Genomic DNA, 16,909 nt, shown 5'->3' with positions numbered 1-16,909 from the left:
ATGTAATGGCTTTAAACAAGTCAAGATACAGCTGGTGTGTTGTTATTAAAGAAAATGATATATATTATATTGGAGGAACTGATCCTTTAAAAATAAGGAAAAGTGACGATGATATAGAACATATTTGGAGTCAAGGTGATAGACTCGATTTACTTGCTAAAAAATATTTAAATGATGATAAATTATGGTGGATTATTGCTGAATATAATAATATTATGTTTTTCTTTGAAGAAATTGAAATTGGAAGAATAATTTATATACCGAGTTTATATAGGGTGGTGACAGAAATATTATGATTACAAGTTATGAACAAGTTTTAACACCCTATGTATATTTGACTTTAAATGGAGCTCAAATTTCAAATGAACTTAATCAAAGAATAATTTCAATAGAAATTGAATATGCTGAAGAAAAACAAGATATGATAACAATTTCATTTGAAAATTCAGACCAATTTGTCAGCGACAATCCACTAATTAAAGATGGTAAAACTTTATCAATAGTTTATGGATATGCTAATTTATATGATTATGATGGTGATTTTACTATAAAAGATTATGAAGGTTTAGAAACATTTACAATTTATGGTTATAAAGGTTCAGGTAAAAAACCAAAGAATACAATACGAGGTATAAAAACAAGTTCAACTAAAACTTCTTCTTCTGTTTATAATCCTTATGGTGGTACTGGAAGAATTAGAACAAATAGATCATCTGCTTATCCTGGCTCTGTTTTAGGAGCTACAAGTTCTACTGGAAGTAGTTCAACACCTCCAGCAAACTATGTTCCTAGTGAACTTTGGAATAAAGCTCCAGTATTAACTCTAATTTATAAAAATCAAGATAATGGTCTTATTATTAGTTTTGATCCTTCTTATAAGACTCAAAGTTTAGCTGAAGGTTCAGTAATAGAAGGAATTGATCCAGATTCTAAAGATATTTTCAGAGCATTTGTAAGCGATATTGGACAAAAATTAGGATTGAGTGATAATATACAAAGTCAAATAAATAAAGCTGGAACATGGGTAATTGATGGTATTACAGGTGTAGAAAAATTCATAACAGAGCAAGGAGAAAAATTAATGCAGAAAGTTCTTCCTAATACTTCAAAGCTGTTAAATATTGGAACTGGAACTAGTAGTACTGGTACAGGAATTCAAGGAAATGAGATATTAATTGAAGCATCTTTATCGACATTAGGTCTCCCTGGATTGACAAATGGAGTAAATATTAACATTTTAAATGTAGGTAAAAAATTTAGTGGTAAGTGGTTTATAAAATCAATAAGTCATAGAATCGATAGTAATGGTTATAGAGTTAATGCTAGTCTTTTAAGACCAACTAAAACTTCACTCGGTAGTGGTAGTAGTAATATACAAAATGTAGATAATAAAAATAACAATTATAGCTCATTATTTAATACTATTAAAGATAAGTTTTCAATTATTGTAGATGGTTTTACTGGAAAAGAAATAGAACAAAAAATGCATTATGAAGGCAGGTGATTAATGTGCCAGATTTTGAAAGTATATTAACGCCTAATCAAGATGCAAGATATTGGGGGAAATATCAAGCAATTGTTGCTGATATTAATGACCCTGAAAAGAGAGGTAGAATTAGGGTTAGACAGCCTTTTTTTTACGGTAACGAATTATCACCTTGGGCGTTACCTTGTGTTCCTTATGGAGGGTCTAATAATATAGGTCAATTTTTTACACCAGAAGTTGGAAGCGGAGTTTGGATAGAATTTCAATATGGATTAATATCTAATCCAATATGGACAGGATTTTGGTTTGCAAAACCTAATGGAGTGTCAGAACTTCCTTCTGAAACACAAGGTAAACCGTATATCAAAGTTTTAAAAACAAAAAAAGTTGTTTTAACAATAGACGACGATACAGGAAATGTTGAAGTTAGAAATATAAATACTGGGAAATCAGTTATAATTAAAAGTGACGGATTAGACCCTAATGGAATTGTACAAGATCCAGAACACAGGTTTGTAACTGACACTGAAAAAGAAACTTGGAATACAATAAAAGCTGGTTCAATAGTAGAAGATTCACTAATTAATGGAAATATTAAAGTTGATGGAGTTGAAATTAACGTTTATACTCATCCAGAAAGTCATCCAGCTAATATGATAACTACTGATACAAACAATATGTTTGTATCACAATCTGAGAAGGATAATTGGAATTCAAAGTTAAGTTCTATACCAATTGCATCACCTACAATAATTGGTGGAATAAAATCAGGTGGAGATATATCAGTTGATTCAAATGGTGTAGTTTCTATTAATGACAATAGTCATAATCATACAAAATCAAATATTACTGATTTTTCACATTCACATACAAAATCAGATATTACTGATTTTAGTCACAGCCATCAAACTACAGATATAATTAATTTTGATTCTGCAGTAAGTGGTAATGTTGATGTAGTTGCTAATACTTCTGCAAGACATACTCATTCAAATAAATCATTATTAGATACTTATACACAGACAGAAGCTAATTTAGCTGATGCTGTATCTAAGAAACATTTACAAAATACTGATAATACTCTAACAAGTTCGACAGTAAATACAGTAAATACTACCGGAATTGGGAATATTGTAGATTTTAAAGTTAATAATACAACTAAAACATCAATTGATAATTCAGGTAATTTTACTGGTAATGCTGCTACAGCATCTAAATTGCAAACAGCTAGAACTGTAACTTTGAGTGGAGATGTTTCTGGGTCAGCTTCATTTGATGGTAGTTCAAATATAACTATAAATACTACTGTAGCAGATGATAGTCATAATCATTCTTCAACTACAGGGAATTTTCAAGTCGGAGGAAACCTTTCTGTAACTGGAGATCTTATTGTAAATGGAACTACATTTACAGTAAATAGTAATACAGTTACAGTAGATGATCCTATTTTAACTTTGGGTGGAGATACAGATCCAGTAATCGACGATAATAAAGATAGAGGTATAGAATTTAGATGGCATAATGGTTCAGTAGCTAAAAAAGGGTTTTTTGGATTTGATGATTCTACTGGTAAGTTTATATTTATACCAGACGCTACTAATACTTCAGAAGTATTTAGCGGAACAAAAGGAGAAATTGATGCTAATGTTGATTGGAATAATGTCATAAACAAACCATCTTCTTACACGCCTTCTACACACACTCATACAAGTTCAGAAATCTCAGATGCTACTTCTTCAAATACAGCAAACACAATAGTTAAAAGAGATACATCTGGTAATTTTAGTGCAGGTACAATTACCGCTACCTTAAATGGAAACGCTTCTACAGCAACTAAATTACAAACATCAAGGATTGTATCTTTAACCGGTGGTGTGACTGGTTCAGCTTCTTTTGATGGTTCATCAAATATAACAATAAATACTACTGTAGTTGACAATAGTCACAACCATACGAAATCAAATATTACTGATTTTGCTCACACTCATTTAATAAGTGATGTGACGAATTTACAAACCTCATTAGATACTAAAGCAGATGTTTCAAATGTTTTAACTAAAAATAATACTATAGCATATACACCTACTGATTTATACCATCCTGCTACTAAAAAATATGTTGATGATATTGTTGTTAGTATTGGAACAGGTGATATGCTTAAATCAGTATACGATACTAACAATGATGGTGTTGTAGATAATTCTGAAAAACTTAATGGTCATCCTTCAACTGACTTTGTTCTTAAATCTGGAGATACTATGACTGGCGATTTAAATGTAAGTGGTAATGTGATAACTCCTAACAATGTTCGTTGTGAAAATTTATATTTAGGAGAAGCAGGTGGAAGTGTTATAAAAGGTAATATTTATAACTTAGATGCAATTTATGGAGCAAACGATATTAGATTAGGTGTAGGTTCTACTATATATCATTTTATGAATTCTACTGGATTAGCATTGGGAAAAGCTTCAGCACCTTCATCTACACTTGACGTTAATGGAGATATACTTGTTAAAAGTAAATATAAATTAACTTATAATTCTTCAGAAGATAGTCTTGATTTTGTTTATGTATAGGGTGAGACTGTATGGCTGTAAAAGCTAGAATCAAAAATAAAGATTTTCTATTAAATAAAGAAATTAACGAAAGACTTCCAGTAATTCTTAATGGGTTAGTTTACCATTATCCTTTTGATAATACTGTTGTTGGAATATCACGAAAGTCTAATTTACTAGATACTTCTGTATGGAAAGTAGGTACTAGTGGTTCTCAAGGTAATTTTATTTGTAATGGCGCAGCTTCTGAAAATCAGATAATAATTAAAGAAAATCCTTGGGGAGTTCCCGATGTAATTTGGGCATCATTACAAAATGATGCTACTAGTAATGCTGATGGTGGTTGGAATGTTACTAATATTCCAATAGACAAAACTAAAAGATATAGATTAAGTGTATGGATTAGGAGAGAAGATGTAGGAAATGGCAGAACTTATTTCGGATGTCAGGGTAATACAGTTTGCAATTTAAGTGATGGTGCTAAAAATTCAAATCCGTATTTTGGTTATCCTGCTATTAGTCAATGTCCTGAATTGGCAAATAATTGGTTGTTATTTGTGGCATATATCCACCCTTATGATTATACTGGGAGCACAGATCCTAGAACTGGAATTTATAGACTTGATGGAACTAAAATTACATCTTATAGTTTAACTGATTTTAAATGGGCTCCAGATGCTACAGTTGGTGGTCATAGAACTTATTTATACTATTCTACTACAACAACTGAAAAACATTTCTGGTGTAGACCAAGATTTGAAATAGATGATGGAAATATAGCTACAATACAAGAGTTATTAATGGGTATTGAAGATGTAATACATCCAGTGTTAGATAGTTATACAACTAAGACAGCCGAAGGGGTAGCAATAGAAATAGCAACTGAAAATTTATTAGAAACTGTTGGCGGAGGAGCTTCTCAAGATTGGTCTAAATGGAGTCATTGGAATAGTGCTTCTTATTGGCCTAACTTATGCACACAATATGATGATCCTGTATGGGGTAAAGTTTTTAAAGGTATACCAGGTTCAATTAGTACTTATATTTTTGATTATTATCCATATTCTTATGCTGTAGGAGATGTTTTATCTTTTAGTTGTTACATGAGAGTTGATCAGACTGTAACGAAAACAATTACTTTTTACGTTAATTCAAGTAGTGGAGGTCAGCATAATGTAGCCCCTACTTGTGTAAAGACAGTAAATTTTATGGCAGGAGAGTGGCAATATTTAACCTTTACATCAGGAGCTGTTACTGAAGCAGTAAATGGTACTGGCGGTTTTGGATTATCAATGGGTAATTTCAATGGTATTACTGTTGAAATAGCTTTTCCACATTTTGAGAAAAATATATTTAACACTTCTTATTGCAAAGGAATTAGAAGTGGAAATGGGCTATTAGATCTACCTTTAAATTTAGGTTCAGATTTTACTATATTTTATAGATTTATTCCAGATTTTTTATGGGCAACTTACTACACTTCAGCATATAATAAATATATGTGGTATTTATATGATAAAAATACAGGTAAAAAGATTTGGCAATCCGATTATCATGCAACAGGGACTTATACTTATAGTAATCCTTGGATTGGATTTGATGAATTCAATACGAGTACGGAAGGTTATCCATGGCATTGGCATAGTGTTAATACCATAATGACTGGTGGAAAAGAATTTTGGTTTGCACTTACTAAAAGTGGTAGTACTTGGACTAAGTATTTCTTTACTGATTATGGTTATGTTAAAAGTAGTATAGAGCATACAAAACCTGAAGTTGTTAATTTCTCTCCTAGTAAATTAGAATTATATTATGATTTCTGTTGGAAAGTAAAAGATTTAAGTATATATGACAGAGCTTTATCTGAGGAAGAGATTTTAAAACTTGCTAGTGCTAAATCTTTTAGTTTAAGGAGTAATGGAGATTTACACACCTGTCTCTTAAAAGAAAAGCAAGATTATTTAAAAAGAGATTTACCAACATACATTGATTTTACAGGAGTTATTGACAGCTACTGGTCAAAATATGAACAAACTAACATAAAGGTTTATACTTCTAAATGTAGTAATGTTCCGGGACATTCTTATTCATACTTTATTTACCGACCTGCTAATCTTATATATCCTGATTGTGGTAATACTACTTGGGGAGGAATAGTAGTCAATTTACCAAACAGTGTTAAAAAGCCTGGGACGTGGAAACTTAGATTTAAGTATAGAGGTCATAGTACTCCTAATAATATGGAGGTTTATTTCGCTTATTCTGTTGGATGGACTTCTATGGGAGTTGGTTTATATTCTCCAGCAGGAACATCTATTTCAGCTTTTGATACTGATGAGTGGCAACAATTTGAATTTATATATACTATAACAGCTGCAGATATTACTCAAACAGGCACTGATAGTAATACTTATGACTGTATGCGTCAAATGAAAATAGGATTTGGGTATCAAAGTACTGATAGTATAGGAACCCGAGTGTTTGTAAACGACATAGAAATTCTTCCTGTTTCATTAGATTCTGAAGAAAATGATAGTAATAATGAAGAAATAGGTATAAAATCTGACAGATTTTATTGTAATGAAGTTTATGAAGACAAAATATTGCATAAAATCTTTCTACTCGGAACAGCGTTTCCAGATACTTCAGGTTTAGATGTAGGTGGAAATAGAGTAGTTAGAGTTGATGGGGTAGATATAGTAAATACTACAGGAAGAGGTTTAAGATTAGATACTTTTGATAGTAACATGAGTTATATTTCAGGAACTACTTATGACGTTTATGGAGACGATTTAGCTAGAACTAATTTAGCAAATGATTTATTAACATTATCGATAACAGATAAATACTGGTCTTTAACTTCTTATGATGCTATAGGGACAAATACTAATTTAACTAATGCTATGGTTCAGTTAGGTAGTAAACTTTGGTCAGAAATTGTAACTACTAATTATAGACATACTTATTGTTGTTTTGGTAAGGGTTCAAAAATTCTTTATGAAGATGGTAGTAAAACTGATTCTGTAGATAGACATAGATCAACTATATCAACAATAATTTAAATAAATATAGATACAATAATAGAATTAATATATGAAGGGTATTTTTATTTCTTAAATTAAATTATAGTGAGTTATTTTAACCCAAATATATTTTATATATTGTGTTTATTTCAGAGTGTCAAACACAGTCTTAGGGGGTGCTAAATTTGTCTGATACAATTTTATGGCCATTTACAATAAACAATATCGGAGTTTTAAATACAACAAGTAATATTGAAGAAGCAATAAATTCATTATTAACTTTTATATTCTCAATAAGAGAAAATGAAATTTTAGGAGATCCAAATTTATGTAGTAAACTTCATTTACTTTTATTTGAAACTGATAAAAATATTTTAGATACTATGAGTAGTTTATACATTGAAGAAGCTATAAATGAATTTGCATCAGATTTTGTAAGATTTAAAAGTTGTATAGGAAGTTTTGATAACAACAACAAAATATATAATATTGAAATTATTTATGAAATTAAATCAACAAACGAAGAAAAAGTATTAAATTATAGTTTAGAAATATTGTATTAAAGGAGGGTTGAAGATGCCACAAATTAATTATCTTTCACAAGATTTTGATTCTTTTTATGAAATGTTTAATGAATTAATTTCTTCAGAATTTCCTAACTGGTCAAAATATAATAAAAATAATTTAGGAAATGTATTTGGAAAATTTTTATCTATGCTTGGAGATATTGAATCATTTTATAAAGACAAAATGATTCAACAATTATGTCTTCCGACAGTTACTTTACGTAAATATGCAATATTACTTTGTAAAACTTTAGGATATAGAATGCATTCTGCAAAACCGTCAACAATAGAACAAATAAAGTTTACAATCGAACCACAAATACAAGATTATATAATTCCAGCTGGTTATCCTGTTAGTACAAAAGCAATTAATAGTGACGGTGAATTTATTCAATTTGAAACAGATAGTGATTTAATAATACCTACAGGTCAAACAGAAGGAATTGTTTCAGCTACTCAAGGTATTACAATATCACTAGAAAACATTGGTATTAGTAATGGTAAAGCAAACCAAAGATTTGTATTAGAAAATAGAAAAGTTATAGATGGTTCATATACAGTTTATGTTAATGAAAATAATATATTAAAGACTTGGACTGAAGTTGATACATTTGCAGGAAGAGGTAACGAAAATATATTTATTACTGAAGTCGATGAAATTGATAGATCTTATATAATTTTTGGAAATGGAAAAATTGGAAGAATACCTCCAATTGGAAGTGAAATTTATTGTACTTATAGAATAGGCGGTGGTGAAAATACAAATGTAGGAATTGGTACTGTTACTGAAAACAGAGGGAATTTACCCAATATAATATCGATAATGAATTTAACTCCTGCAATTGGAGGTACTGAAAGAGAAACTATAGAAGAAGCTAAAATAAATGCTCCTATATTTTTTAAAAATACAGAAAAAGCTGTAACTAAATCTGATTTTAAATCATTATGTCTCAATGTCAATGGTGTTAAACGGGCACAAGCAACTGCTGGAAGTGCTGGAATAATTGATGTTAGAATTGCTTCTAAAGATAATAATGGAATTCCTACTGAAGAATTAAAAAATGCAGTTAAATATTATTTAAATGATAGAAAAATCATAACATTTATTATAAATGTATACGATCCTTACTTTTTACCAGTTAATGTAGATATATATGCTGAAGTAAATTCTCAATATTTACAAAGTATAGCACAATCAGCAATAACAACAGTGTTAAATAAACTCTTATCTATGGAAACAAAAGATTTTGGAGAAGGAGAAAAATTAGGAGTTGTATATAAATCAATTTTAGATTTAGATGAAATTGATAGTCTTGAAATAACAAAATTTACAACTTCTCCAATTGTTTATCCTAAAACTCAAAGTGCTAATCCTCTTCACACTTTTGATTCTGTAGAAGTATTAAAAGATAATAATTTAGTTGGAGAATGGAAAGTTACAATGTTGAATTCAACTGATTTTAAAGTTGAATTTTATGATGAAACAACATCAAGTTATATTAATAAAGGAACTGGTTCTATAGGAACACAATTTACAAGTTTGGGAAATGAAATAAGATTTACAATTACTTCAAATGGTGGTATAAGTTCTGATGGAGATTATTGGTTATTCTATACAAATAAATATCTTGGTAATATTACAAAAGTTTTAGAACAAGAATTATTGAAACCTGGAATATATAATATAGTACTGAGTGGTGGTATAAGTGGCTAAACTAGTTGATAATTTATTTATAGATCAATTACCAGGAGAATTAAAAGTTAAGATAAAGTTTACAACTCCAAATGAATATTATGATAGTATATATATTTATAGAAGAACAGATAAATACGAAAATGCCAATAATAATTTAATTGATACTGAATCATTATTAATCAAACAATTGAATTTTAATGATTACGGTTATAGTAATGAAGTAGAGATAATTGATGATTTAGACATATCAAGTAATATTATTTATTATTATTCAGTATTAACAAAATATAATAATGTCTTTTATACAAGTTCACTAACTCAGCAATATGTTCCAGTAACAGAATTAATTGATTATGAAAATATACTATGGAATATTCAACCTGATGTAATCAAAAATAATGATAACGGTGACATGAAAAAATTTATAAAAGTTTTAGCTAAAATCTTAGAATATATACATGGGCAGACTAAAAGTCTTGAATTACTATTTGATATTAATAAAATGCCGTTAGAAATACTAAATAATATTGCAAATCAAATGGGATGGAAATTAGATTCAAGACTTCCATTAGATATTCAAAGAAATATAGTTTCTAACATAACATATTTTTATAAATGGAGTGGTTCTAGAGAAGGTCTAGACAGACTTGTGAAATTTTACTCTGGATATCCAGATAATACAGGTGTTATTGAAGGATCTAGTAAATTATTATTTTCACCTAGATTTATTGATGGACAAGTATCATTTAGTAATTCAAGATGTCCTGATTTTGAAACAGATAATTTTTTGTTGATTGGAACTCCAGAAGATCCACTCTTTTACTGTTATGATTTTAAAGATACAAGTAGGTTTAATTTAACACAGTCATTTACAATTTATTTCAGAAAACCCCAAGGTTTAAGTCAAAGTCAAGTTGATAATATTATTTCGATTTTAAATGATGTACTAGAAGAAAATTCTCCATTAGGTGTAAATTTTGATATCATCGTATATTAAGGAGTGATTTAAAATGGGAATACCTGATATTTCTAGAGACTCTTTTGATGAGACTAAAGATTATATAAAAGTTATTCAAGAACAAGGTAGACCTTTTGTAGATTACGATTATAATGAGCTGCAAGACATATTACGATATTTATTAAAAATGTCCGTTCAATTTATTGTTGGTATTAACGTATTTGATGCAGATGGATTTAAAGTTGTTGGAACTGGACTTTCTAACGACTTTACAGTTAAATCAGGTAAAGCATTAATTAACGGATTGTTTTGTTTTAATAGATCTGATAAATTGGCAAGTGAATTAGGCATAACATTAACTACTCCTACAGCTGACAGAACTGATTATGTTTATCTTGATATATGGCAAGAATTTATAGATAGTACGCAAGATACGAGTATTAAACATCCTAATCTACCTATTGAAACAAGTCAAAGACTTAAACTTAGAAAAGATATAAAAATAATTGAAGGAGGAACAGTACCAACTGCTCCACAAGATCATATTTATGTAACATTAGCACAAATAAATAGAAAAGCTAATGTTAGTACTATAAATAGTACTGATATTATTGATTTACGTGAAGTTTTTACTTCATATTCTAGTCATAAATATTCAAATCCAATAGATCATCCTGACGGATCAGTGACTGATTCTAAAATAGGTAGTAGAACAATTACAGATACAATACAACCAACTTCTGATACAGCACAACTTCAAACTCTTTTATCAAATTTAGCTTATATGATAAAAACTACTACAGGTAAATCTAATTGGAGAACTAATCCAGATGTAAATTTAGCTGCAGTATATAATCATATTAATAATACAAATAATCCTCATGGTGTAACAGCAACTCAAACTGGAGCTGAGAACTTAATTAATACTCATAAAAATGCAGCCATTTTAGATCATTTAGATGGATCTGTAACTGACAACAAAATTGGTAATAGAACAGTTGATGATACTTTAGTACCTAGTAGTAATACAAATAAATTATTAATTTTACTTTCAAATTTAGCAAATAGAATTAAAACTATAACAGGTAAAACTGATTGGAAAACAAGTCCAGATACAAATTTAGTTAATGTTTATAACCATATAAACAATACAAACAATCCTCATAATGTTACTGCAGCTCAAGTAGGTGCCGATATTTTAGTAAATAATCATAAAAATGCAACAACTTTAGATCATCCAGACAATTCTGTAACAGATTCAAAAATTGGAGCACGTTTAATAACTGATACAAGTTCACCAACTGCTGATTCAGGAACAATAACATCGTTATTTTCTTGGTTAGCATATATGATAAAGTCAATTACTGGTAAAACAAATTGGAGAACAGTTCCAGATGTAAATTTAGCTACAGTGAAACAACATATTGATGCTTCTTCACCACATACTGGACATGCAACTACTACAGATCTTAATAATCATATCAATAATACTAACAACCCACATAATGTTACTGCAGCTCAGACTGGTGCAGATATTTTAGTAAATAATCATAAGAATGCATCTACATTAGACCATCCAGACAATTCTGTTATAGATAGTAAAATTGGTAATAGAACTATAAATGATACTTTATATCCTACAGCTGATACTTCAAATCTTACAACATTACTATCGTGGTTAGCTAATAGAATAAAAACAATTACTGGTAAAACAAGTTGGCAATTTAATCCAGATGTAAATTTAGTTACAGTTAATAACCATATAAATAATACAAATAATCCTCATAATGTAACTTTAACTCAATTAAATGCTGTTAATAAATCTGGAGATACTATTAATGGAAATTTACAAATTAACGGAGATTTTTTAATAACTTCTCATTTCAAATTTACTTACAACTCAACATCAAACAGTATTGATATTTCATATATAGCTTAAGGGTGATAAATATGGCTGAAACAAAAATTATTAGAATTAATAGTGACAACTCATTAGATATTGCAGGAGAATTAATTGAATTAGAAGAAAATATTATAAAATTGATGTCAAATGGTAATATCCAAGTTAAAGAATTTATTGAGGGGAGTGCTTTAAATTATGATTCTAATTACAGATTAACATCTACTTTATTAAGAGAAAACCAAACATTAGCATAGAGAGGTGATTAAGTAAATGGCTCAACTGAAATCTGGCACGACTATAGGTGGTAATGTAGCATTTCATACAGGGAATCTTACATCTGCTAACATAGGTTCAATCACATATGCTGCAGCAACAGGTTCAGCAAATGCTTATACTGTAACTTTAAATCCAGCACCAACTTCATTAGTTGAAGGTCTTTGCGTTGCAGTAAAAATAAATGTTGACAACACTGGGGCAAGTACGTTAAATGTTAATGGTTTGGGGGCAAAACCGATTAAGAAACCAAATGGTAATGATGTAAGTGTAGGAGATTTGAAAGCTAGTAATATATATACACTGAGGTATAATGGTACTAATTTTATATTACAAAGTGTATTTCCAACAGCAACTGAAATAGGGGCAGTATCAACTTCAACATATACAGCATCTGATATTTTAGCTAAAATTAAAACTGTAGATGGTGTAAATAGTGGGTTGGATGCAGACTATGTTAGAGGGGAAGATGTAATTGAAAAGATAACTATACTTGAAAATAACTTATCTCGTGAAATCTATGATTCTTATAGGACAAGGTTAGAATTGTATTATTCTGGATATATTTCAAGTATAAATGTTAGTAATTTTAAAGGAATGTTGTTTGATGGATTTATAAATACAAATAATATAAATTCTTCAAGCACAACTGCAGTAATAAATACAACAGATAAACTTGTAGTATGCCCTTCAAGTGGTTCAACTGAATTAATTCCTTCAAGTGTGACTCTTATAACAAACTATAATGATGCTATAGTTGCTAGAAATGTTTCTAATATTATTGATAATAATACAAGCACAACTATTGGTAATTCATATAGTTCAGGATATAGTGGTTATGCGATAATAACAGCAGATTTAGGTAGTTTAAAGTGTTTACAAGGAATAAAAACATATGGGACATATACATCATCAGGTATTACTGATATATCATTATCACCGAACAATTCTTTATGGCTTGTTGGTAGTTGTATTCATGGTTTTAGATTTGATAGTACTTATAGTTGGAAATCGACGACTTGGGATTATGCAGTAACAAGTAGATATGTTAAATTCAAATTTTTTATTAATAAAGGAAGCTCTGGGTATTTAGCTGAGTTTAGAGTTTTAACTGCTACACCAAGTAGTTCTGTTTTACAAACGGTACAAAAAACGCTAGATACTACTGTGAGCAAAGCAGTTCTTTATATAACTTATTATACACCAAGCGGAAGTAGTATTACTCCTCAAGTTTCAAATAATGGTGGAACTACATTTAAAACGGCTACTCTTGAATCAAGTCAGCAAGATACATTCGACAGTTTTTATACAGAAAGTAAATACAATGTTACTTTTGATACTACTGATAATAGAATTATTTTAAAAATATTATTAAATGCTTCTGGGCAAAGCTCACCAATTATCAAAAGATACTGTTTATATTGGTTATAAGGAGGTAATTTTATGCCTGAAATACGAAAAGACGGTGATATTTATTATTTTGAGAAAACTGAACAAGAAAAACAAGAGCGTATACACAAAGAGGAACTTCAACAGCGTATAATGGATTTAGAAATGGCTATTGCTGCTATTCTTGGGGGTGCAGTTCAATGATGCCTGCATGGGAGAAAAATATTTTCGTAAGAGTAATTCAATATCGTGTGGCAGAAGAAGGTCGGACTGTTGAGGAAATCCTAGCTGAATATCCTACATTGACACAAGACGAAAAGGATGAAATAAAAAAGCAATAGAAAATTAATTTTAAATTTAAGGAGGTTATGAAATTGAATATTCAACGTCCACTTGGAGTTATTCCGTCACGACCTGATTATCGTGATTATAGACTTAATCAATTTACTGATATTGAAAAAACATTTCCAGATTATTATTTAGTCCCTCCATATCAAAATGAGGAAGATATACCTGTATATGATCAAGGGTATACTTCTATGTGTGTTGCATTTACAGGTGCATCAATTACTGAACAACAAGAATACTTAGAGACATCTAAATTTAGAAGGGTATCTCCTGGTTGGATTTACGGCAATAGAACTTCAGGTATGTATCTAGGAGAAGGTATGGAGCCTCGAGAGGCATGGGCGCAACTTTGTAAAGATGGTGTTCCCGAATATGAAGATTTACCTGTCATTGGTTCTTTTACTGAATGTTATGAAGCTGTTTATAAAAATAAAGACAGGCTTTTGAAGAAAGCACAAAATTACAAAAAACTTTCTTATGTAGCAGTTAATTGGAAAGACGCTGATGAAATAAGAACAGCTATAATGAAATGTGGTGCAATTAATGTTTGTATAGCAGTATATAAAGACTTTGATGAAGTAGGTAAAGACGGATTTCTTACTTCAAGTACTAAGGGTAGTATTAGAGGGTATCACTCTCTTACCTGTGTTGGATTTTTTACTAAAAATAACAAAGTGTATTTAATAATCTTAAACTCTTGGGGCAAAGAATGGGGTAAAAATGGATTATGCTATATGCCATATGATTACCGTGGAATTCAAGAGGTGTGGGCTATAACAGATATGCAAAGAAGAGTGATTGAAGCAAACATAGCTCCACTAATAATTCCTCCTGGTCATTTTGTAATACCGTTTAGAGGTTTGTTTGAGGCAGAAAATGCTGAGCAAATAAATTGGTGGTATAATGAAAAAAGAAAGATAGAAGCTGAAGCAATACTTCCTGCGACTAAAAGACGTAGAATTCATGTAATTGAGGGCGAGAAAGACATCATAGTTGAATATCTTGAATGAGGTGTATAAAATGTTTATTATAATAGATGCAGGACATGGTGGTGTAGATCCTGGGGCTATTGGCCCCCAGGGTCTAAAAGAAAAAGATGTAAATTTATCAATAGCATTAAAGTTAGGACGCAAATTATCTGTTTGTGGAGTCAAAATTGATTATACAAGAGTTGAAGACGACCCTCATTTTCCTACAGATGAAAGAGAAAATTTAGCAAAAAGAGTAAGTATCGCAAATACGGCAAAAGCAGACTTTTTCGTAAGTATACATTGTAATGGAAATGTCGAAAGTAATGCAAATGGAATAGAAACTTATTGTTGGAAACTTGGTGGTGAAGCTGAAAAATTAGCAAAATCAGTTCAAGAAAATTTAGTAAAAGCTACTGGGTTAAAAAATAGAGGAGTAAAAACTGCTAATTTTTACGTAATTAAATATACTTTAATGCCTGCAATTCTTGTAGAGACAGCATTTATAACTAATCCCATTGAAGAAAAATTATTAAGTTCAGACGAATTTAGAGACAAATTAGCATGTTCTATAACTAAAGGAATATGTGAATATCTTAAAATCAAGTATATAGATGAAAATACTTTTCAAGACGTCAGTTCTTGGGCTTTAGAAGCTTGGAAATGGGGAATTGAAGACGGAATTATTGATGGAATAGGACCTAAAAGAATACCTACAAGAGAAGAAATTGTAACTATGTTATATAGATACAAAATGCTAAATAAATAATTTACTGAAAGTGAGGTAATGCCTCATGGATCCAGAAAGAGAACAATCATTAATAACTGATGTTGAAGTCTTAAAAAATAATTATTCAAGATTAGAAAAAACAGTTGAAGATGGTTTTAAAGAAGCAAGAGAAATGTTAATTGAAGAAAGACGAAGAACTAATGGCAGTTTAGACAAAATTGCTAAAAACATAGAAAATATCTATGATAAGATAGAAGATATGAAAAACGATATTACTAATAAATTTGAAGCCCTTAAAAATGAAGTTATTGAAATTAAATTAAATCAAGTTAAAAAAGATGTTGAAACAGAAAATATACAAAAAGATGTTAGTAAAAATGAAGATTCTTTAAAAGAACATGCACAATATAGTTGGAAAGATTCACTTCCAATTAATATATTATTGATTGTATTGTCATCTTTAATTACTTGGTTTATTTCTACAAAATTTTAATTAAATAAAATCAAAATAAAAGAGGTGTTTGAAAGTGGAATTAACTCCTATTCAACAGTTATTAATTCAGTCAGTAATGCCTATTGTTGGAACTTTAATAAGTACCTTGTTAACTGTGCTTCTTGGATATTTTGCATCTTATATGAAACAAAAATATCAAAATGAAAAAATACAAGAAGCAATTCAAATTACAGAAAATGCAGCTTATGATGTAGTTATGGGACTTGAACAGACTGTTGTTAGTGATTTATTGAAGGCATCTTCAGATGGTAAGTTAACAGAAGAAGATAAGATAATGTTAAAAAATAATGCTTTAGTTACTTTAAAATCTAGAATTAAACCTCATGTAAAAAATTCATTGCAATTAGTATATGATAATTTAGATAAATATTTTGAAGATTTACTTGAAACAACAGTAAAAGAAGTTAAAACTGAATATCCTAGAAAAAACACAAATAAAATTTAAAATCTAAATTTACTCTATAGACCTTCAAATTTAAGGTATATATTTTTATTATTAA

The 16,909-nt window shown here is 29.6% G+C and carries 16 protein-coding genes; all 16 read left to right on the top strand.

Going from position 1 to position 16,909, the window contains the following annotated elements; translation table 11 throughout:
- Positions 1–5 precede the first annotated feature (5 nt).
- Positions 6–296 carry a hypothetical protein gene (locus tag JG780_RS00165; protein ID WP_287568811.1) on the top strand — a complete coding sequence of 97 codons (291 nt, stop codon included), beginning with the start codon at positions 6–8 and terminating at the stop codon, positions 294–296.
- Entirely contained in the window at positions 293–1,504 is a 1,212-nt protein-coding gene (locus tag JG780_RS00160) for a hypothetical protein (protein ID WP_287568810.1), read from the top strand. The genes JG780_RS00165 and JG780_RS00160 overlap by 4 nt, the downstream gene beginning before the upstream one ends.
- Positions 1,501–4,062, top strand: coding sequence for a phage baseplate assembly protein V (locus JG780_RS00155; protein ID WP_287568809.1), 2,562 nt, complete (start codon positions 1,501–1,503; stop codon positions 4,060–4,062). The genes JG780_RS00160 and JG780_RS00155 overlap by 4 nt, the downstream gene beginning before the upstream one ends.
- 11 nt (positions 4,063–4,073) lie before the next feature.
- Complete coding sequence (locus JG780_RS00150) at positions 4,074–7,103, top strand: hypothetical protein (protein ID WP_287568808.1); 3,030 nt, start codon at positions 4,074–4,076, stop codon at positions 7,101–7,103.
- A 146-nt stretch (positions 7,104–7,249) separates the two neighbouring features.
- Positions 7,250–7,627, top strand: coding sequence for a hypothetical protein (locus tag JG780_RS00145; RefSeq protein ID WP_287568807.1), 378 nt, complete (start codon positions 7,250–7,252; stop codon positions 7,625–7,627).
- 13 nt (positions 7,628–7,640) lie between these two features.
- Entirely contained in the window at positions 7,641–9,344 is a 1,704-nt protein-coding gene (locus tag JG780_RS00140) for a baseplate J/gp47 family protein (protein WP_287568806.1), read from the top strand.
- A complete protein-coding gene (locus JG780_RS00135; protein ID WP_287568805.1) occupies positions 9,337–10,323 on the top strand; it encodes a hypothetical protein in 987 nt (328 codons plus the stop codon). Before JG780_RS00140 ends, JG780_RS00135 begins: the two co-directional genes overlap by 8 nt.
- Positions 10,324–10,336: 13 nt before the next feature.
- A complete protein-coding gene (locus JG780_RS00130) occupies positions 10,337–12,223 on the top strand; it encodes a DUF6519 domain-containing protein (RefSeq protein ID WP_287568804.1) in 1,887 nt (628 codons plus the stop codon).
- A gap of 11 nt (positions 12,224–12,234) precedes the next feature.
- The gene (locus tag JG780_RS00125) at positions 12,235–12,441 is read left to right on the top strand and encodes a hypothetical protein (protein ID WP_287568803.1); all 207 of its coding nucleotides are present in this window, start codon (positions 12,235–12,237) and stop codon (positions 12,439–12,441) included.
- A gap of 16 nt (positions 12,442–12,457) precedes the next feature.
- Positions 12,458–13,891, top strand: coding sequence for a hypothetical protein (locus JG780_RS00120; protein ID WP_287568802.1), 1,434 nt, complete (start codon positions 12,458–12,460; stop codon positions 13,889–13,891).
- Positions 13,892–13,903: 12 nt separating this feature from the next.
- Positions 13,904–14,053, top strand: a complete 150-nt coding sequence (locus JG780_RS00115; protein ID WP_287568801.1) for a hypothetical protein — start codon at positions 13,904–13,906, stop codon at positions 14,051–14,053.
- Complete coding sequence (locus JG780_RS00110) at positions 14,050–14,190, top strand: hypothetical protein (RefSeq protein ID WP_287568800.1); 141 nt, start codon at positions 14,050–14,052, stop codon at positions 14,188–14,190. The genes JG780_RS00115 and JG780_RS00110 overlap by 4 nt, the downstream gene beginning before the upstream one ends.
- 33 nt (positions 14,191–14,223) lie before the next feature.
- Positions 14,224–15,207: a C1 family peptidase gene (locus JG780_RS00105; RefSeq protein WP_287568799.1), complete on the top strand. Its 984-nt coding sequence runs from the start codon at positions 14,224–14,226 to the stop codon at positions 15,205–15,207.
- A gap of 10 nt (positions 15,208–15,217) precedes the next feature.
- Positions 15,218–15,934: an N-acetylmuramoyl-L-alanine amidase family protein gene (locus JG780_RS00100; protein WP_287568798.1), complete on the top strand. Its 717-nt coding sequence runs from the start codon at positions 15,218–15,220 to the stop codon at positions 15,932–15,934.
- Positions 15,935–15,959: 25 nt separating this feature from the next.
- A complete protein-coding gene (locus JG780_RS00095; protein ID WP_287568797.1) occupies positions 15,960–16,388 on the top strand; it encodes a coiled-coil domain-containing protein in 429 nt (142 codons plus the stop codon).
- A 34-nt stretch (positions 16,389–16,422) separates the two neighbouring features.
- The gene (locus JG780_RS00090) at positions 16,423–16,854 is read left to right on the top strand and encodes a hypothetical protein (protein ID WP_287568796.1); all 432 of its coding nucleotides are present in this window, start codon (positions 16,423–16,425) and stop codon (positions 16,852–16,854) included.
- The last annotated feature ends 55 nt before the right edge of the window (positions 16,855–16,909 follow it).

Source organism: Thermosipho sp. (in: thermotogales) (genome assembly GCF_020054775.1).
Classification (GTDB): domain Bacteria; phylum Thermotogota; class Thermotogae; order Thermotogales; family Fervidobacteriaceae; genus Thermosipho; species Thermosipho africanus.
This window is presented reverse-complemented; position numbering and strand designations above follow the sequence as displayed.